The organism is Neorhizobium sp. 2083, from assembly GCF_031455615.1.
Lineage (GTDB): Bacteria > Pseudomonadota > Alphaproteobacteria > Rhizobiales > Rhizobiaceae > Neorhizobium.
Genome location: NZ_JAVDTC010000013.1, coordinates 78,338 through 96,986, shown reverse-complemented (window position 1 = coordinate 96,986; position 18,649 = coordinate 78,338). Strand labels below are relative to the sequence as shown.

The following is an 18,649-nucleotide window of genomic DNA, read 5'->3' as shown; positions in this document are numbered from 1 at the left end:
CCGACCAAGCAGGACGGGCGGAGCATGAGCGAAGTGCCTGACGAAACCGAAGAGACGGAACGTCACTCAACCTTACCGGCGATCAACATCTCGGTAAGGGGGCTGGAAGAAGAACAGGGAAAATCACTCGCCTATTGTGTGGGTGCCTATCTGGGTGAACTCGGACGGCATATCGATCTGGAACGCCTCGATGGCGTGACGATCGACACCGATTATCATCAGGCGTTGCGCGATCTCGATCGCGGATACGAGACCAGTTACCAACTAAGTGCGAGTTCGGAACTGGTCGAAGGGATCGCGATGGCTCCGAGCGTCATACGTGACGGGGTCCTAAAGGTCCATATGATCCTCAATGCCGCCTATATCGAGGCGTTGCCGAATCCGGAGGATGAGCGCTATTCCCATGCGCTCCATGCGCTGGCCCATGAATCCGCCCATGTCGAAATCAGCATGATGACCGACAAGGCCTTCCCGAACACCCTGCTGCGCTCAACCTACGAGGATGTGGCCGACGCATTCGAGGGCAAAACAGAATCCGCGTGTTGGGACGAATATGCGGCGTGCAGGATCGCTGCGAGGTTCGGCCGTGACCCGCTGGATGACTATGCGGAAAGCTTCATCCTGCATCTGGACGAGACAAAGAAACGCGCCGACGCATGTATCGAGAACTACAAGACCGACGAGAGTTATGACGAAGACCGCCTCGTCACCGAGGTGACCGGCTATTATGGCAACCTCATCAAGGTGAGTGCCTACCTGCTGGGTCACATGGACGGACGAGATCTATCGCTGGATGATGTGCCCTCGGTCAGGGACGCGCTCGACAGCCATTGGTACGCCCCTTATTTCCATCGGCTGCAAGCGGCACTGCGGGAGCTGTGGGGCAATTACGGCCAATGGGAGCACCGCAGCGAGTTCGCGCCGATTGGCGAGATAGCCAATGACGTGCTGGGGGAAGGAGGCTTCTTCTGGCGGTGGAATGCGGGCGGCCTATACGGGTTCCGGTTCGCCTGACGCGCCATTCGACCCAAACATTCGCCCTTGACAAAGTGTACACTTTTTTAATACACTTAAGAGGTAGGGCAGATTCCGCCCTATAGAACGCTGGCTGCATATTTTCATAGTTGATTTCAGAAAGACCAAATCATGAAGATGCATAATTTAAGGATAATTCATTGGATATCGAATGGGATGAAAACAAACGTACAGATGTGTTGAGAACGAGGGGCGTAGATATGGTCTACGCCGCGCTGATCTTCGAAGGGACGGTCCTCACCAAGAAGGATGAAAGGACCGATTACGGAGAGGAGCGCTTCATTTCCCTCGGCATGGTGGAGGACGACTGCTTTGTTGTTGTCCATACACCGAGAGGAACGGCGACACGCCTAATCACTGCATGGAAAGGAGGTCAGCTTGAAAGAGACCAATATCAAGCGGGCATCACTCGAAACTATTCGAAAAATGAATGACGCGGGGAAACTCGCCAACCCTTCCTCACCTCCTGCGGGTGAGGATCTGGGTCCGGACTTTTGGGCCGACGCGATGGTGGTAGAGCCATCATCGCCCCGCTCGGTCCATTTGAAACTGGACCCGGAAGTGTTTGATTTTTTCAAACGCAAAGGAAAGGGGCATCTGACGCGTATGCAGGATGTCCTCAAAGCCTACGTACGGGCACACCAGTAGAATGCCGGCAGGGACACCTGCCGGTCATCGGCTGAAGGCTCCACAGACCGTTTTTTGAGACCGCAGCCATGAGTGATCTGCTCGACAACGCAATCTATTCCATCCAGCTCGGCATTGAGGACTACCAATCTAACGATGACCGTCGGCCGATCAGCGCACTGCGTAATTTCTACGCGGGGGTTCTGCTGCTGGGGAAAGAATGTCTGTTGAACGCTGCGCCCGATGCAGAACCGATGGAGATCCTGGCGTCGAAGTTCGTTCCCGCACTGGACGGGGACGGCAACCTGGTCATGACGCCGAAAGGACAGACCACCATCGACCTCAACGAATTGCGGGAGAGGTTCGGGACGTTCCAGCTCAAATGGCCGGATGGCAACATCAAGGATTTGCAGAGGCTTCGCAACGAATTCGAGCATTTCCATTCCAAAGCGCCGAAGGAGACCATCCGGCAGGCCATTGCCGCATGCTTTCCACTGGTGGAAGGTTTCTTCGCGATACTGCAAAAAAGTCCCAAGGCTGCCCTCGGAAGCGCATGGGACGTCATGTTGGCCGAGCGGGCGTTCTTCAAGAAGCAAAAAGCCGATTGCGACGCCACGCTTCAGGTTTTGCCGTGGTGGGATAGCGTCGAAGACAGCAGCGTCTTTTCCTGCACCGAATGCAGCTCGTCCCTATTGTTCCAGACCGACGCCAGCAATTCGGAGCCGACCTTCATGACGGGTGGATGCAAGGCGTGCGGGTCTGACTTTACGGCTGAAGAGACGGTCGAAATGATTGTGACATCCGTCTTTGCTGTAGATGAATTCCAGCGCGTGAAGGATGGCGGCGAGCAGACGATCTACGACTGCCCAGAATGCGCAAACCCGACCTATGTGGAAGCGGGCATCTATGTAGGCTGTTACTTCTGCCAGTACGTGATTGAGGGGGAGTGCGCCCGCTGCTCCGCCGACCTGACTATCAATACACAATCGGTCAATAACCCCAGCCTGTGCGACTATTGTGACCATGTCACAAGTCGTGATGACTAAAGAACGGGCCACCGTTACCGGTGACCCGTCCCGCCCACCAACTGGATTCACGCCGCCTGCGATAGGGCAGGATGGCATAGCGGCGCAGGGAGCCAACCCGAGCCCGTGACAGCTTTCGCGACATGACGGGCGAATTCCTGCTTTTTCAGCTTGTCGGCGTTGAGCGAGAAGCGCGCTTTCGCTTCCTTCACGATATGCAGCATCGTCGCTTTCGGCAGGCGCTGATAGAAGCCTTCAACGCTCGGCTGCCACCATGTCGCCATGTCGAGCGACAGGGACGTGGCCAGCGTACCGGCCTGTGCCAGTCGGGGCGAGGACTCACTGTCGAACTTGGTGGTCTTCGACGGCGAAGACCGGCTCTGCATCTTTGTCCTCTGTTTCCACGGCCAGACGCGGCCATAGCTGGTCGAATAATCGCGGTCCATCTCGGCTTTCACCCATTTCCAGCCTTCGGCCTAAACGGTCTCGATAGCTGCCTCGAGCTTTTCGTTGGCCAGTCGCATCACCAGCGCGTGGTCGCTCAGATAGCCTTCATTCTCGGTATCGAAGAGGTCGCGCAGGATGGCACCGCATGCTGCGACATAGGCCTCTGCTCCGACGAAGACAGCGGGGTGATGGGTGAGGGGCAACGCTTCGCCTGTCAGTGCCGACCGGATGCTGCGAGGGGAGGTGTTCCAGCTTCGGAGTTCCTTGAAGACATGTTCCTGCGCCTCATGGTCATCGGTGATGGCGAAGGCCCTCATCTGGTCGAGGGCGAGTTCGCCTTTGCGGTAGCGTGCACGAAGTTTAGGGGAGACTTTCGCGAGTTTGAGGCGGCGTTCCACGACCTGCGGAGTGACGCCGAAACATGCTGCCACATCTTCAATGCCCATACCTTTTTCCACGAGGTCGAAGAAGGCTTGGAACTGGTCGTCGGGATGCATGGCCAGACGGACGGTATTTTCCACGAGCGAGATTTCCGCGGCATCGTCGGTGTCATCGTGGACAAGGCAGGGCACGCCCGCATCCTTTGCCAGCAATCCTTCCTTCGCCAGTTGTCGCAGCGCACGCAACCGGCGTCCACCGGCCACCACCTCGAAGCGTCCTTCATCGGTCGGTTTGACGTTCAGATTCTGTCGCAGCCCATGGGCGGCAATGGACGCGGCCAGTTCCGCAATTCCGTCCTTGGCACCGGTCCGGCGCACGTTGGCTTTGGAAACGACGAGGGTATTGAGGGCAATAGCTTGTTGGATGGTCATGGTCTTTCTCCTTGGTTGGTGAGGGTGTCAGCACTGCTGCTGCACCCTTGCCACGTGGCGAACGCGGGGAGAGGGAGGGGGGGCAAGCGTCAATAGCGCAGGAAGATCGGGGAGACCGCTATTGATGCTTGCTGGGGAGGGATGGGGCAGTATCTCGCCCTTCCCACAGGCCACGTCTGTGGCCAAAAGACCCTTCATCAGGGATGGAAGCCGGCAGGCCGAAACCGGTCACGGGTTCGGTTAACGACAGCCCGTATAGATGCCTAACTTCCGTCCGGCATTATGGATTTCGCTCGCATCGCGTGTATAGAGATAACGGGCATTGATAATCGGGGGAATGAACATGGCCGATGAATGGGATGGAGAGCTGCGACTGATCGTTCGTAACCTGGGGGAGACGATCAATGTCGATCTGCAGCTCAACGACCGTTTGGTGAAAAGCGTTAACAGCTTCTACAATCAGCCGGATGTCAACGAACCGACCCTGCTGTTTACGATCGACCTCGACAAGAAGGTCGCCGGCGTTTTCCCGCTCATCACCTACCGAACAAGCAATATCTACTCACAGAAATACAAAAAAATCCGGTCGATCTGGTTCGACCTGCCGCCGGATGATTGGGACGTGCCCACCGATCACGACAGTGCGATGGAATTCCTGAAGCTCTATTTGCCAGGCGGCTTCGTTCAGGACCCGACCTACGGCCTTGGAGTGACGAAGGAGCTGCGCCCCATCATCCATGCCGTCGAAGAGATCGAAGGCGTCAGCCGTATTGTCATCGGCACCAGAGAGACCACGAGGCACGAGCATTCGGTCTTCTATTTCCGCGAGAGCGATTTTTCCAACCTGCGCATGGTGTTCGGCCGAACGACCCGACGGCACCAGCAGGAAAGCCTGATGGAGCGCAACATCCTCGCGCATAACAACGTTCTGCATAACGTGTATCCGGAAAAATACCGGCTGAAGGAACCGCCTTATCGTCCGGGCACCATCTACAAGCTTGTCGGCGGGCAGGACGCCGCGCAAACGGTCCTTCAGGGAAAGGACCGCACCGCCTTGCTGAAGACCGTCGTCGGCAACGCGGCGGCCATCGCCGATCGCGATCCGAAGGAATTCGTTCAACTGCAAAAGGATCTCGAACTGGTCAGCCTCGACAAGCTGATCCGCACGTTTGAAAAGAGCCTGGGCAGGAACCACAACGAAAGCCATTGGCAGAAGATGCTGGAGCTGAATCCGTTCATCCTGTCGATGGTCTTCGGTTACCCGATCGTCATCGTGCAGCCCGGCGCCTCCGTCGGCGGCGGCTCGATCGCCGGCAACGGGACGAAGATCGCCGACTTCCTGTCGAAGAACAGTTCCAGCCATAACGCAGCTATCGTCGAGATCAAAACACCGCAAACACCGGTCAGCGGAACCGAGTATCGGGGTGGGGTATTTAAGCCTTCCAACCAGCTGATGGGCGCGGTTGCACAGGTGCTGGACCAGCGTCAGAAATTCACGATCAGCTTGCCGATGACCAAGTTCAACTCACCCGAGCTATCGAGTCTGCAGGCCTATGCAGTGGATTGCGTGATCGTGGTCGGGACAATGCCAACGGAAACTGCCCAAATCAGTTCGTTCGAAATGGTGCGCAGCCAGTTCAAGGATGTACGGATCGTGACTTTCGACGAACTGTTCGGAAAGCTGTTGTTGCTGCGCGAGATGCTGACAGGCGAACGGTATGTATCGCCGATCGACGACGAAGAGGACGACGGCGAGCCGCCGTTCGAGATCGATGCGGATGACGAGGAAGACGAGTCGGAGTTCGACGAGGAAGAAATCATCGTGCTGCGATGATCGCGAAGAGTAGGGCGCCATCCTGAGATGACGCCCCTACAGTCTACGCATTGATCCTGCTGATCCTGCTTGCTTCCTCGGCATAGGCGGATAGGGTTCGCTTGGCCGTGAAATGCAGGTCGCGTTCGATCTTGAGGCCGAACGGACTGGCGATGCTGGTCAGCTCGGTGATGCTGACCGATCCAAGCTCGGGAAAGCCCATCCCGAGATCGCACAGCCCGAAAGCCAGATCCGGCTCCTCCGGATCGATCTCGGTCAACAGCCAGGTGGCGTTGCCCCACGGGGTGAAGAGTTTGACCACCGGCTCGAAGTCGATTTCGTCGTCGGTGCCCCGTACCGGTTGCTGCTGGCGACCATTCGCCAGCAGCTGTGAGGTAATCTCTTTGGTGAAGAGCTTCATGTCGGCCCCCTTACGCGTCTGCTTTGGGAGCGCGAAGGACGATGCGGCCGGTGAGCGGCACGGCCTCGAGGACCAGCGTTCCGCCGTCGCCATCTTCGTGCGCGAAGAAGGCGCCGATTTTCGTCCAGAAGCCTTTCTGGCCTTCGCCTTTCGCCTCACTGACCACATAGGCGTGGAAGGAAGGTGTTTTCGGCTCCGGTTTGCTAGGGGTTTGTTTCTTGAAATTCATGGTTCATCTCCTTGGTTGATGGGTTGTTGTCCTGATGGACGGTTCCCCAAGAACACGGCGATGAAGGGCGGTTTGTCCCCCAACACGGGAGACGCTGCAGGCGGCGAATGGAGCGGGCAGGCGAACAGGACAAAGCGTCCGCGCTGTGTAGGAATCCGGTCCAAACTCAAAACCACCACCCACCTGCCGAGATGCGTTGGATTTCGTGCAAACCTGCAAACCGAAGGCGACCGCACACGGACACGCAGACGAGTGGACCCGCGAAAGGTCAGCCGGAATGCGACGGGATCGTCAGAGGCGTGCGGTGTAGGATGCGATGCGGGCTAGGATCTCTTTCAGGCTGGGCCTGCCGTGGTAATACAGGGCCGACGTCCGTTCATATGCGCGTTCGTAAAGCCGGAACGTCTCGGGGTCGGAGAGGCTGAACGCGGGATTGCTGCTGATGTCCTGATTGTCGGCCTTCGGAAAGCGTTTCTGCTTGTGGGCACCATAAGCGTCCGAGCCGAGGAAGGCTTGCACGTCCGGTTGGTCGAGCAGGCAGTAGACGTCGTAATAATGCCGGAGGAAATTGGCGGGGAACTGGCCGGTTTCCTGCTGCTTGCGATATTTGGTGGAGATGGTCTGGAGCTTCTCGACCAGCGTATAGCCGGGCTCGTAGCAGGGGACGGCCAGCGCGCGATTATCGATCAGTTCGACGCGCGATGCCGCGTAATCGTAGGCCCAGGAGCTGATATCCTTGTTGATATTGGGCGCCACCGTGTCGAAGCCAGCTTCGAGCAACACGCCGTCCTTGAGATCCGCTTTCGTGCCGGTGGTCTCGGGGTAGTAGAGGCGAATGCCGCCGCTGCGATAGGTCTCGTTGTCGAATTCGGTATCGCGCTCGATCTTCTGGATACCGTCGATCGTTATCGTCGCGGCCAGCCAGTCATAAAAGGCCTTCCGGCTTTCACGATGCGCCGCCTTGTCGTGATTGGGCCCGGTTTTGACCTCCATCGCCTCCGGCGGTTCGATGCGGATATCGATATCCTCCGAGAAGCGGTTGATGATGCGGTATCCTTTCGAGAGCGAGGTGCCCCCCTTCAGCTCGAACGCCATCTCCAGCTGCTGCAGGCCGTACAGGCAGTGCATGATCCAGTAGTCTTTTTCGACCAGCACCGGCTGCACCTTCATCCGGTCAGCGACGATGCGCAGCAGGGACGCAAAATCCTTGTGCCTATGGAGGAAATCAGCTGGCATGCGTTTCCGCGGCGAGGGTGTTGAAGAATTTCCGCGTGCGCACCATGCCGTATTCCTTTGCGGCACGGGTGAGGGCGGGGCGATTGCCCTGCAAGGCACGTTCCTTTACGCGGGCCAGCACCTGATCGCGGTCCTCAGCCAACTGGTCGAGATTGTTGACCAGGTCGACCAGCAGGAATTCTTTGGTCAGGGTTTTGGGGAAGGCCGGCTTTTTGCGGAACTCGAACTCGCGGCCGCCCAGCATAAAGTTGCCGTGGCGCTTATGGTTATAGACGACGGTCTTGTTATAGAGCTGCGTCGCGCCGACACCCAGGCTGTTATAGGCATTGGGCGAGGTGATGAGATAACGGTCATCCTTCAGGAAGGCTTCGACGAGCGCGTCGTCCTCAGCAGGGGCTTTGCCGAACGCGGTCTGCTTCGGCCGGTGATAGACGCCGGTCGATAGCTTAGTCAGGTATCCTTCCGCCAGCAGCTGCTGCAGGTGCCGGTCGACAGACGCCGACCATTGGGCGAGATCCTCCCGACGGTAGACCTTGCCGGACCGCAGATGCTTTTTCAGTTCCTGTAACTTCGTCATGGGGTAGCTCCTGCACTCACTATAGCGACATATGGGCGTGAATGCAATTTTTTCCACATTTCATGCAAATTCTTGTGGCGGTGGAGCATCTAGTTAGCTGAAATCATGGAGTTATGTAGGGAAATTTTCCGGAAATTTCTACTACTCGAACAGCGAAAAACCCGGAACTGACTTGCCCTCCGGAAGATCATGGACAATAGCGACGACATGACGTGCCCTCGTCAGGGCGACGTACAGCTTGGCACGCGCCTCTCCCTCCAGCTGGTCCTTTGGATCTTGTAGCCACGACATCATTTTTTCCGTGGGATAGATAACGACGCGGTCAAAACCGAGGCCTTTGGATCGTCCGAACGTAAGTGTGGGTTGATCGGACGCTGCGACCTTGGTGCTGGAACTCCATCGAAGCTGCACCGGCTTGCCCGTTGTGAGGTAGCGAGGCAAGTCCTTGCGCCTGACGATATGAAGCCCTGCATCATCAGGGACCGGCTGACGGCAATGGTCGCAGTCGCATGAAGCGGTCGCTGCCATGGCAGGATAGAGTTTGGAGGACAATGCACAAATAGCAGCGCTATTGCGGTGCGATGTGGCAAGGCTCGCCGTGTCGATCTCGCAGACCACCTTTTTAGGCAGTTTTTCGCGAATGAAGTTCTCGATTCCGCCGTTCCTGTATTTCTCGTAACGGGCTTCCAGATGGGTGAGGTAGGTGACCTGCCTCGGGTCACCTACGAGCACGACATGAGAAGGCGTTTTGAACAAGGCCACCAGGATATCGAGATCGTAGCCAGCAAGATCCTGCACTTCGTCCACGAAAATGAACGGGTAGATGCGTGTGAACCGCTCGAACACCGCGCCGGCGGCCTCCTTGTTGCACCGGATGACCAGCTTCGCCAGTTTGTCGGAATAGACGCGATTGCGGCGATCGAAATAGTAGCGCTGGAACTTGTCCTCTCCCCAGTAAACGGGGAAGCCTCGGTCATTCTTGTAGCGTAATCCCGACCGTTTGGAATCGAGCAGCATGCCGGCGACATCCCACTCGAAAAGCCTGCCCTGAAATGGTTTGATGCCGTGCTCGATCAATAGGCTGAACCATGTCTGGATGTGCACATTGCCAGGGACCGAACCATGGAGTTCGAAGAATTTCCGGCGGATCTCTTCTTCGTTCGATTCCGTATAGGTGGTGATGAGAACGCGTTGCGATGCAACAGCGAGCGCCTGTTTCACGAGATAGGTGGTTTTCCCCGATCCGGCGCCTGCAATCACCAGCTTGTTAAGCCCCGTCATTTGGCGATCGCGTCCAGGATATATTGCGGGTAGGTGATCTTGGTATCCGACGAAAAGACCGTCAGCGCACACTCGGTCTTTCTGCCCAACATGTATTTGTGAAGGTTGTCGAGCGTGTGATCCGTGCCGAACAGCGTGTTGAACAGCTTAAGGCTGTTCGCCTTCAGCAGCTTGGGCTCAAGCGTATTGTAGTTGAAGGCCTTGTCACCAATGACCAGGTCGCCAGTATCGATCTCGGCATCGTAGCAGATCTTGATGTGGTCGATGCCTTCATAATCAGCGTACTTCTTCTTCAGCCTGTCGACATTACCATCGTTGTCTGTGGCGACCACCACGGGGATCTTCAGTGCCTTTGCCAGTTCAAGAAAACGCAGGAATGCCGTGCCCACCGAAATCACATCGATTTCGTCATCGATCGGCAATTTCCTGTCGTTCGCGTCCATGTAGGCTCGCTGGATGATAAGCTCGTCGCAATCCCCTTCAACAAGGATCGACTTTTTCGCCAACACGAGACGCAGGGTGTCATAACCGGGAAGCTTGTGGAAGAAATCGCTGGCCTTCAGCCCTTTGATACGTGTCACCCGCGCTTCGCGCAGCAATATGAGGTGGTCCAGCCCCAGCTTGTTCGCAACAAAGCTGCTGTGGGTGGTGATGATGACCTGCTTGCCACTATTATCCCTGCTGATGTCACTGATTAGCTGGTTAAGCTTGGAGTGCGAGAGATGATTTTCCGGCTCTTCGATCAACAGGACGGTCGCTTCGCTGTTCTTCTTGCTGCTGAGCGCGAGTCTGGTCTTGATGATGCATTGTTCGCCTTTGCCGATATAGTGGAACGGGACATCCTCGATGTAGGTCATGAGGCTGTTTTCCCAGGCATTGTGGGACGACATATCGACCGAGATGCTGACATTCTTGCGGCTGATTTTGGCCGCTTCCGCCAACCGTTTGTTGATCGCGTCCACGTGACCGTCTTTTTTGAACGCGTCCTTCAGCTTCCGGTGCGCCTGCGAGACCGCAACTCGTTCCTTCTCGTCGAGGAACTCCCTGACGATGCGCGAAATATACATGTCCGAGCCGCTCTGCACTCTGGTGCTTGTTGAATCGATCAGGGCGGACTTGAGGGGCACGGTCCGCGCGGTCGCGGCCTGTCGGGAGAATTCGAACCACTGGACCTGATAGAATTCCAGCGGGATGGAATTGATCTCTTTGGTCTTCAGCAGTTCGGTATAGGGACCATTATATTTTTGATCGAACTCGATCGTGAAAAGAAGACCGGACAGCTTGTCGTTCTTTTCGGAATTCCTGTTCCCACGGAGATCCTCGAGCACATCCTTATCGCCGGCAAGATGCAGCTCGATCTGGATATCCGGCGGCTGCAGCGGATTTTTCGTCCCGACGCTTTCAAGGTACGCCCGCTCGACGTTGCGATTAAAGAGGTAGGGCGACAGCTCGTTGCGAAGATACTTCCCGTTCAACACGCCGGTCAGGCATAAATGGATGGCTTCGAGAAGGGTCGATTTGCCGGCCTCGTTATTCCCGACGATGATGTTGACGCCTTCATTGAGATCGACCTCGAACCAGTCTCCGAAGCACTTGAAGTTCTTGATTTTGACCTTCTCGATATACATCGCTCACCCCATTTTCCCGCGAAGCAACCATAGCTTGTTCATCGAAACGCGGCGAGAAAGAATGCTGAATTGTTCTACAGCCTCCCGTGCAGTCGACCCACTAAGCTGGACCAAAGGCGCTCGACTAAATCGTACCTTTGACGGCAAGATCGCACAGCTTTTCTTTGATCATGAGGATGAGTTCATCGGTATGGGTCAACGCTCGCAGATCATCTGCATTCAGGACTACCAGCCGCCTCCGCTCTGCTTGGGCGCCGGCAATTAGGCTGTGAGCCGCCGTTAGATCTTCGGGTACACCTGTGATTCCATTCGGCGCGAGAAGAATTCCGAAATCCTGTCCGCGATTTCGCATCTTCGTGAGGAACCAGCTGACCTCATTGCTGCTAACACGGGCACTCCAGTTTTTGCATTCAACGAGGATAATGTTCGGAAGAAAGGGAAGCCCTAGAGGATCGGTGTCATTCCATAAAGCAACGTCGATTTCCTCGGTGTGAAAAGCATTCATTTGATTGCGCCGTGTGACAGCAATGCCCGGCACGAGTCCAAAGAGGTAGCAAATGAGATCCTCTAGCGCTCGTCCTTTCTCGGTCGTCGTAGCTCCGTTGGCACCTGTCGCTAGGTGCGCTTTAATGACAGCGGCGTCAATTGGAGGCATCGCGACCTCTATTATGAACCCTGTCATTCCTCAGATCGGTGACTATGCGCGCGAACGACCGATTTTCCAGCTTTTTGAAGAGCACTTCGAACGAGATCGTCAAGATGGTGGGGGCGACGGACGTAAGTGACTTTCGTGGAATCTCGCTGCCACCATGAATAAGCAGACCCCATTGTGCACCAGCCGCCAAAGAGTGGACTTGGAAGGATCGTAACATGGATTTTTCGCGTTCCGAATCCCGCCATTGTCCCCTTACTTCAATCAGCAAGGGGTTCCCGACAAATGGCTGCAGTTCGTCTGACCACACGGCGATATCGAACCGATGATCGTTGTGCTTGGACTCTGACAAAGCTTCTAGGCCGCTTTCTCGAAGAGCGTCGGCGACGACACGCTCGACGGCGGCATACTCACGGTCATCGATATAGCGATTGACCTCGTTAAGATAGAAACTTGCCCGTTGACCGAGGCCGGACGTCTGTTGAACTGGAGAGGGAGAGGATTTTGGAGTGGGTGCAGGCGCTGCCAGCAGTTGCTCCAGGGTAAAGCCAAGCGCTTCCTTGTTATTCAGCGGTATACGCAGAATCAAAACGCCTTGAAGGGGTAAAGGCACAAAGCTCTTCGGAGGGGCGATCAATATGGTCTGTTTCTTCAGACCGATTGCCATACCGAGTTCGACCAAAACCCATTGCGAGCGACGTTCGTTAGTAAGCACGCCAATCACAAGATCCGCCTGCTCTATAAGAGAGAAGGTATGGGTTGCCAGATCGGTCGATTGGGGAAAATCATCAGGTATCAGGATATCGATACCTTTATCGGTCAGAGCTGAACGAATAGAGTCGAGATTTGCACCTGGGGGTGCCGAAATGTAGCAAGTCGTAATTTTGTTAGTCACGCGCCCCTCAACTCCCGAGCGTTTTCATCCACACCGTATACGAGCGAAAACGCCTTGCCAATAAGTCGTTATAGTTGAGCTAAATAAGAATTCGTTCGACCTCGTCCAGGCTTACATCATCGCTACGGCGGTCGTAGAGTTGGGTCGTCCGCGTCGAGGAATGGTTGGCCATTTGTGCGGCCTTTTCCAGTGTGCCGCCATTTTTGAGATAGGTCGTGATGCCCGTGCCACGCATGGAATTGTTTCCGACCTTCGTGCCAATCGCTGCGGAAAGGCCGTGACGACGGACACGCTCATATGCGTCGGACTGGTTCATCGGTGTGCGGGTCAATTCGCCCGCGCCGCGCCCCGATCCCCGCCGGATGGTCGGAAATAGAGGTGCCTTCGGCTCCTCTTTGAGGCCGCTGGCTTCAAGCCATTCGATTACGTAGCCCTCGAGCGTGTGGTGGCATGGCATGCTATGTTCCTTGCCACCTTTTTCGTGCAAACGAATCCAGTGGCGGCGCTGCTGGATGACCACATCCTCCACCTTCATACCGGTGACTGCACCGACGCGTCCAAAACTGAACAGCATGGTGGCGATCAACGCACGATCGCGAAGGCCTATCGGGGTAGTAGCATCAATAGCGTTGAGTAGATCCCGCGCCTCATCTGGCGCAAGGACAGGTGTCTTTCCTTTGCGCTGCGAATGTTTCGGCCCGCGTACCGAAGTGGAGGGATTTGATGGGACGATATGTTTGACCACCAGCCAGTCGAAAAGATGGCGAATGGCCGATAGGTTCCGCTTCACCGAAGGGGCGGAATGAGTCCGTGTCGCCAGTTCAATATAGGTCGAGACATGGAGAGAATGGATCTGCGAAAGCGCCGTGATCCCGTGGCCGGCGCACCAGCTGAGGAAGCGATCAATGTCGCTGGAATAGGCACGACGGGTGTGCGGATTGCGGATGGTCGCCGTGAAGAATTCGAGGAAATGAAATTGGGTTTGCGCATCCGCATCGGCTACGATCGCGGGTAGTGACGGCAACGAGATCGGGGTGAGGGCATTCATACATCTCCCTCCTTCTTCCGCTTGGCTGCGTTGGTGCGCGCCTGCGGGAAATATTCGTAGAACTGCGTGCGGCTGACATTCATCCGTTTGGCGATGTCCGCCACGGGAATGGTGCCGGCGGCGAGAAGTGCTTGCGCAACCTCGATGTCGCCGGCGGATAGCTTCGACGGCCGGCCACCTTTACGACCTCGGGCGACGGCGGCCTTCAGGCCTTCCATCGTCCGTTCACGGTTCAGGTCGAGAAAATATTCCGCCATGGCACCGTGCATCTGCAGGGCGAAGCGACCATGGGCGGTTTCGCTGTCGAACTGTTCCGTGAGGCTTTGGAATTTGACACCGTCGCGACGCAACTCGTCGATCGTGCGCATCATCTCGACAAGTGAGCGTCCAAGCCGGTCCAGTTTCCAAACGACAAGAGAATCATCGGGGCGCAGATAGGCGAGGGCGGCTTCGAGGGCAGGGCGCTTCGTTCCGGCTTTCCCCGACTTCTTCTCCTCGAAGATCTTCTCGCAGCCGGCGCGGTGAAGCGCGTCCTTCTGTAGGTCGAGGTTCTGATCTTGCGTTGAGACGCGTGCGTATCCGATGAGCATGTAAGGATAGTGCCGAAAGACCGTTTTCCGGACAACGGCATGATAGCGTCTTTGACATGGACAGTTGCGGGTAATGTTTGCCAGCTATGCGGCGCCAATAGCGGACAGCGCAATCCCAACGGCAGACATTTAGGCGAAACAATAGGGCTTAGGCGCTGCGCTTGTGAGGGCGTATTTTACAAGTCGTCAACAGCGAAGCCAGACTCCGCGTCACCTTCACCCACTCGCAGTCCATACCTCTCTCGCAGTTCCCGGTCCCACTTGAGCGTATCAAGGATGTAGGACGAGAATACGAGATGGCGGGAGCCCATCGAATAGTGCCATTCTCGAGCATCAAGCGTTGCAAGTTGGTCGGTGGCAATGGACCCGGAACCAAGATAAGCGGTTAGATCGACTGTTTGGAATTCTGCCCCGAGCCAGAACGATAGGCTGTCGTCATTCGCGGCGATCCGACCGCTCCTCAGTACGTTGATCAGTTCGTGTGCTTGCCGGATCGGGTGCCCGTTGAGGTTGGCTCCATGGAACACGCGGTTTGCAATCACGATGCCGGTATGAACAGAGCACGGAAAATCGCCCTTCCAGCCAAGCCTCCGAAACAGTTGCTCCTGGTTCGCCGGAACGGTGAGAATTTCCTGCCGCCTATCGAGCTGCTTCCGTGCACTGCGGATGTGGTCCCAACTGTTGCGCATCTCGTGGACAGAGACGGGATGATAGGCGTTCTTGCACTCGAAAAGGAAGAGCGCGCTGTCGCGCCGCGCAACGATATCCAGCTCTAACAGCTGTCCAGCGACCTTCGCCTTGAAGTCGTTTTCGACCTCGAAGCCTGCGGAACGAAGCGCCTTGGTGACAGAGTGGACCATACGGTCCTTCGGGCCAATCGCGGCCAACCTGAGGCGGTTGGCAACGATGGTGTTGCGCACGAGGTTGGAAACGGCCACCACGTGTGGGGCAACCACGTAGTAGCCACCGACATCTACGAACGGGCGATACTGGAGATCGAGGTGCGGATCTCTGGAATTCATCGTCAAAAGCCCGATGATCTCGCGGCTCTTGTCCTCGTCGCCAAAAATCAGCCGCATCTGCCTAACCATATCACTGTGCGGTATGACCAATAGGGTCGAGGTCAGGTTCAAGACTGCGCGCTCGGCTGGATCCTTAAGGTCCGCCAGCCGACGCTGGTAGGCGCAACTGATGAAGTTGAAGTAGCGCTGCACCTTGAACACGTCCATCGACGAGATGCGGTCGGTAATCGGAAAGACGAGGTCATCAAACGTTCCGAAGTTGTCAACGTCCAGCGCCGTTAGCATCTGGATCTCATCATGAAACAGAACATCCGTCGCGAAGAGGGCATCAAACAACTCCGGGATCGCGGGAAGCCGCAGAACCAAACGCCTTACGATCTGATCTTTGATCTCGAGCAGATGTTCGAAACCGCCGCGATCAAATCCCGAGTCTATCGCAGCACGGATGGAGATTGCTGGCTTCGTTTTCGCGAAATGGATCTGCCGAACCATCCCTTGAATCTGCTGCTGTATGTACCCAAGGCGGACAGCACGCTCGAGATCTGGGTCAATCGACGAGACCGTAACCGTGTTACCTTCGTAGTCCGCGCGATACGGCAGCCCGTCGATCAACAGCTCCGCCTCCCTAAACTTCGTGAGCCGAATTGCGTCCATCAACAGCCGCTGGTAGACGAGCGCGTTCTTCCCGAAGGCCTCAGTGTCGACCTGGGCGAAGGAAAAGTCGTCGACTGGGAACATCGACGCATAGGTATGCAGTATGAACGAGGCAGCCTCAGCGTATTCCTCGGAGGAGTAACGCCTGGCATCCAGCGAATTAGCCTCCAAGTCGTTGCTCCATTCATGATAGAACAGGCTGTTGACCATAACGAAAACGGTCTTCAACACAACGGCTCGATGCGCTCGCACCTTTGCCTCGACCTCCGACTTCAAGGTCAGGGCGTTTCCGGCAAGGCGCGACAATGCCTCGACCGATTCGAGGTAGGCGATGCGATCCGGCGACGTGGTCAGAAGGTCGCGAATGTTCAGCACGGCCTTGGCTATCCTGCCGATAAGTGATCCGCTGTATTGGTATCGCGACGCGCGGAGCACACCATCGCGACGAATGCAAGAGATTGCGTGGTCAGGGTCAAGAAAGATCATTGCCAAAGCGGTGGCGATCGCCTCGCGCGGCCGCTTTCCAGTCAGGTGCTCAGCGAGGACCGAGACGTGTGCCTTTACTTCCGCCGAAAGAGCCTTAGTCGCGGGTGGGCGTGCCTCCGCGCGGAGCAATGCCACCATGGATGCCTGGGTCTTTTCGGAAAGCAGGCGGGCTACGAGATTGGAGACTGGCGGCGACTGAGTCAAATCACCCTCTTTGTTGGGGCAAACGCGGCAAAAGCATATGTTGCAAGATTATCGCTTATTGGGCCTTCCGGGGAGCTGCCGGAGGAATTTCCTAACGAGGGTCCGCTTCTATCATGCAAGTGCAGATAGCGTAATGGCTGATTGCCACCGCATCTCGCTCGTTCTGAAATCGCTCGTATGATCGGTTTGGGCCGAAAGCAGACGTCAGACCCGCATCCCGCGACGCAACGTTATGGCCATTAGATTTCGGACATGATTTCCTTACAGTTTTCGGTGTTCAGCTTCCGGGCTTATTCCTTACATTCATATCATCTGGTTGTATTGCAAACTGGCTGCCTTGATGTAGGTTTTACCTAAGATGGGAGGTTGCAAATGGCCCATATAAAGGACCCGATATTATTTTCAGAATACTTTAAGATATCCGAAAAGGTCTTGGACGAAGCAGGGCTCATTGACCCCTTCATCGATGTGGATACCCCGCTCTTCATCGATCCCGTCCTACTCGAAAAATCGGGACATGAAATAATTGCGAAGAAAGCGATCGCCACCTTCCGCAAACATTTTAGCGACTTCATTCGACTGATCGCAGGATCCGAACGTGAAGGCGACGTAGCGTGGCGTAACGCAAAAAAACGTTTGAACTTGAATGAGCCACCGGAAAACGGTCTTGGTTACGGTGGTGCTGGACGTTCCGGAAGCTCTCGTCCGGAAGAAGTGCAAACGTCTATCATGCAGACTTGCAGCGAAATCGTCCGTCTTGGCTCGAAGGATCCCGAGATGATTTCATTGATGGGGTTCTTTGAGGAAAACGTTGGGCCGGACACTATCAGCGATTTCACGACACGCGTTATCATCGACGAACTAGCCGAGCTGACAGCCGAGTTTTGTCGGAAGAACAAAATTCCTATTAAGGAAACTGCTGTTAGCCCGAATCATCATTTGCCTGTTTACAAAAACGGTACGCGGGAGGTGCCGATAGTTCTTGTTCCGAAGGATATAGTCAGGGAACTACCAGTTGCGAACGACTGGTCTGACATCGAGGCCGCCGCCCTCGCGAATGCTCGAATTCGGGAGCGGGTCAATGATATGCTTGGGTCGATCGCTCAACCTACTGTGGCGGATCGAAAAGCGGCCTTGCGTGGTGCCGCGCTACAGTCCGCGGACGACTTCGCGATGTTCCTCGCAACGGTAAAAGAGCATGTCGCGTTCTACGATCCAAATACCGATAGCCTCGGCTACTATAGACTGAAATCAATTTTTGCGAATGGGTTCGACGGGCTTAAGCAATCCAAGGCTTATGATCTCAGTAGTGGCGCCGATCGTATCGTCGAGCTTGTCAGAGACACGATCAATTTCTTCAAACACCATGTTGAGAACGGCAATCTCTGGGAAGAACTATGGGTAAGCGGAAAGCCTAAAAAAGAACGTGCTGCGCAGTTGATCTACTACGCTCTCGCAGACTGTTTCTGCGCCGCGAACAACGTTGATATATCGCCTGAAGCCAACATGGGAGGCGGTCCAATCGACTTCAAGTTCTCCACGGGCTACACGGCCCGCGTGCTTGTCGAGATGAAGCGCTCAAGCGGAACCGTCAAGCATGGATACGAAAAGCAGCTCGAAATCTACAAGACTGCATCGCGGACCGAGTTTGGGATCTTTGTCGTGATGGACTTCGGTGACATGGGCAATAAGCTCGATGACATTCTCGAAATTCAGCGTGACCGCATTGCGCGGGGGGAGCGCGCGTCTGAAATTATTGTAATCGACGCAACCCGGAAGCTCTCTGCTAGCAAACGAAAATAGGATCGCCTGAGACGTTATTTCCTCCAGTCTTCTCTGTCAAAGCGTCAACGATGATAGCAAAGGCCGGAAGGTCCTGCCGTTTACAGCGATAGTAGAAATAACTGCCAGCATCACGCTGACAGATACAGAGTTCGCTGAACTGGATTGGGTTACCAAGAGACTTG

General features: G+C 55.8%; 19 protein-coding genes. 6 read left to right on the top strand and 13 right to left on the bottom strand.

What is annotated here, in order from left to right:
- Window positions 1–24 precede the first annotated feature (24 nt).
- From J2X76_RS30535 to J2X76_RS30520, 4 genes are all read left to right on the top strand, one after another.
- The gene (locus J2X76_RS30535) at window positions 25–1,014 is read left to right on the top strand and encodes a hypothetical protein (protein WP_310221529.1); all 990 of its coding nucleotides are present in this window, start codon (window positions 25–27) and stop codon (window positions 1,012–1,014) included.
- A 161-nt stretch (window positions 1,015–1,175) separates the two neighbouring features.
- The gene (locus J2X76_RS30530) at window positions 1,176–1,469 is read left to right on the top strand and encodes a BrnT family toxin (protein ID WP_310221527.1); all 294 of its coding nucleotides are present in this window, start codon (window positions 1,176–1,178) and stop codon (window positions 1,467–1,469) included.
- Window positions 1,414–1,683: a BrnA antitoxin family protein gene (locus J2X76_RS30525; protein WP_310221525.1), complete on the top strand. Its 270-nt coding sequence runs from the start codon at window positions 1,414–1,416 to the stop codon at window positions 1,681–1,683. The genes J2X76_RS30530 and J2X76_RS30525 overlap by 56 nt, the downstream gene beginning before the upstream one ends.
- A 68-nt stretch (window positions 1,684–1,751) precedes the next feature.
- On the top strand, window positions 1,752–2,708 hold the full coding sequence (locus J2X76_RS30520; protein WP_310221523.1) for a hypothetical protein: 957 nt from the start codon (window positions 1,752–1,754) through the stop codon (window positions 2,706–2,708).
- Between the two features lie 47 nt (window positions 2,709–2,755).
- Here J2X76_RS30520 and J2X76_RS30515 read toward each other — a convergent pair whose 3' ends face one another.
- Together J2X76_RS30515 and J2X76_RS30510 are read right to left on the bottom strand one after the other, a co-directional pair.
- Window positions 2,756–3,133, bottom strand: coding sequence for a hypothetical protein (locus J2X76_RS30515; protein WP_310221521.1), 378 nt, complete (start codon window positions 3,131–3,133; stop codon window positions 2,756–2,758).
- A 30-nt stretch (window positions 3,134–3,163) separates the two neighbouring features.
- Window positions 3,164–3,946: a ParB/RepB/Spo0J family partition protein gene (locus J2X76_RS30510; protein WP_310221519.1), complete on the bottom strand. Its 783-nt coding sequence runs from the start codon at window positions 3,944–3,946 to the stop codon at window positions 3,164–3,166.
- A 343-nt stretch (window positions 3,947–4,289) separates the two neighbouring features.
- Here J2X76_RS30510 and J2X76_RS30505 point away from each other — a divergent pair, with 343 nt between their 5' ends.
- The gene (locus J2X76_RS30505; protein WP_310221517.1) at window positions 4,290–5,780 is read left to right on the top strand and encodes a Shedu immune nuclease family protein; all 1,491 of its coding nucleotides are present in this window, start codon (window positions 4,290–4,292) and stop codon (window positions 5,778–5,780) included.
- 43 nt (window positions 5,781–5,823) lie between these two features.
- Here J2X76_RS30505 and J2X76_RS30500 read toward each other — a convergent pair whose 3' ends face one another.
- From J2X76_RS30500 to J2X76_RS30450, 11 genes are all read right to left on the bottom strand, one after another.
- A complete protein-coding gene (locus J2X76_RS30500; protein WP_310221515.1) occupies window positions 5,824–6,180 on the bottom strand; it encodes a DUF2958 domain-containing protein in 357 nt (118 codons plus the stop codon).
- A 10-nt stretch (window positions 6,181–6,190) separates the two neighbouring features.
- Window positions 6,191–6,409 carry a hypothetical protein gene (locus J2X76_RS30495; RefSeq protein WP_310221513.1) on the bottom strand — a complete coding sequence of 73 codons (219 nt, stop codon included), beginning with the start codon at window positions 6,407–6,409 and terminating at the stop codon, window positions 6,191–6,193.
- A 291-nt stretch (window positions 6,410–6,700) separates the two neighbouring features.
- Window positions 6,701–7,645 carry a nucleotidyl transferase AbiEii/AbiGii toxin family protein gene (locus J2X76_RS30490; protein ID WP_310221511.1) on the bottom strand — a complete coding sequence of 315 codons (945 nt, stop codon included), beginning with the start codon at window positions 7,643–7,645 and terminating at the stop codon, window positions 6,701–6,703.
- Window positions 7,635–8,222 (bottom strand): DUF6088 family protein, encoded by a 588-nt coding sequence (locus tag J2X76_RS30485; protein ID WP_310221509.1) that lies wholly within the window; start codon window positions 8,220–8,222, stop codon window positions 7,635–7,637. Before J2X76_RS30485 ends, J2X76_RS30490 begins: the two co-directional genes overlap by 11 nt.
- 141 nt (window positions 8,223–8,363) lie before the next feature.
- Window positions 8,364–9,503, bottom strand: a complete 1,140-nt coding sequence (locus J2X76_RS30480) for a UvrD-helicase domain-containing protein (protein WP_310221507.1) — start codon at window positions 9,501–9,503, stop codon at window positions 8,364–8,366.
- Window positions 9,500–11,131 carry an AAA family ATPase gene (locus J2X76_RS30475; protein WP_310221506.1) on the bottom strand — a complete coding sequence of 544 codons (1,632 nt, stop codon included), beginning with the start codon at window positions 11,129–11,131 and terminating at the stop codon, window positions 9,500–9,502. Before J2X76_RS30475 ends, J2X76_RS30480 begins: the two co-directional genes overlap by 4 nt.
- Window positions 11,132–11,255: 124 nt before the next feature.
- On the bottom strand, window positions 11,256–11,786 hold the full coding sequence (locus J2X76_RS30470) for a restriction endonuclease (RefSeq protein ID WP_310221504.1): 531 nt from the start codon (window positions 11,784–11,786) through the stop codon (window positions 11,256–11,258).
- On the bottom strand, window positions 11,773–12,678 hold the full coding sequence (locus J2X76_RS30465) for a hypothetical protein (RefSeq protein ID WP_310221502.1): 906 nt from the start codon (window positions 12,676–12,678) through the stop codon (window positions 11,773–11,775). Before J2X76_RS30465 ends, J2X76_RS30470 begins: the two co-directional genes overlap by 14 nt.
- A 79-nt stretch (window positions 12,679–12,757) precedes the next feature.
- Window positions 12,758–13,726 (bottom strand): tyrosine-type recombinase/integrase, encoded by a 969-nt coding sequence (locus tag J2X76_RS30460; protein ID WP_310221500.1) that lies wholly within the window; start codon window positions 13,724–13,726, stop codon window positions 12,758–12,760.
- On the bottom strand, window positions 13,723–14,316 hold the full coding sequence (locus J2X76_RS30455; protein WP_310221498.1) for a recombinase family protein: 594 nt from the start codon (window positions 14,314–14,316) through the stop codon (window positions 13,723–13,725). The genes J2X76_RS30460 and J2X76_RS30455 overlap by 4 nt, the downstream gene beginning before the upstream one ends.
- Window positions 14,317–14,492: 176 nt before the next feature.
- Window positions 14,493–16,682, bottom strand: coding sequence for a hypothetical protein (locus J2X76_RS30450; protein ID WP_310221496.1), 2,190 nt, complete (start codon window positions 16,680–16,682; stop codon window positions 14,493–14,495).
- Window positions 16,683–17,054: 372 nt separating this feature from the next.
- On the opposite strand from J2X76_RS30450, the gene J2X76_RS30445 reads away from it, so the two are divergent.
- The gene (locus J2X76_RS30445; RefSeq protein ID WP_310221494.1) at window positions 17,055–18,485 is read left to right on the top strand and encodes a chromosomal replication initiator DnaA; all 1,431 of its coding nucleotides are present in this window, start codon (window positions 17,055–17,057) and stop codon (window positions 18,483–18,485) included.
- Window positions 18,486–18,649: the final 164 nt, after the last annotated feature.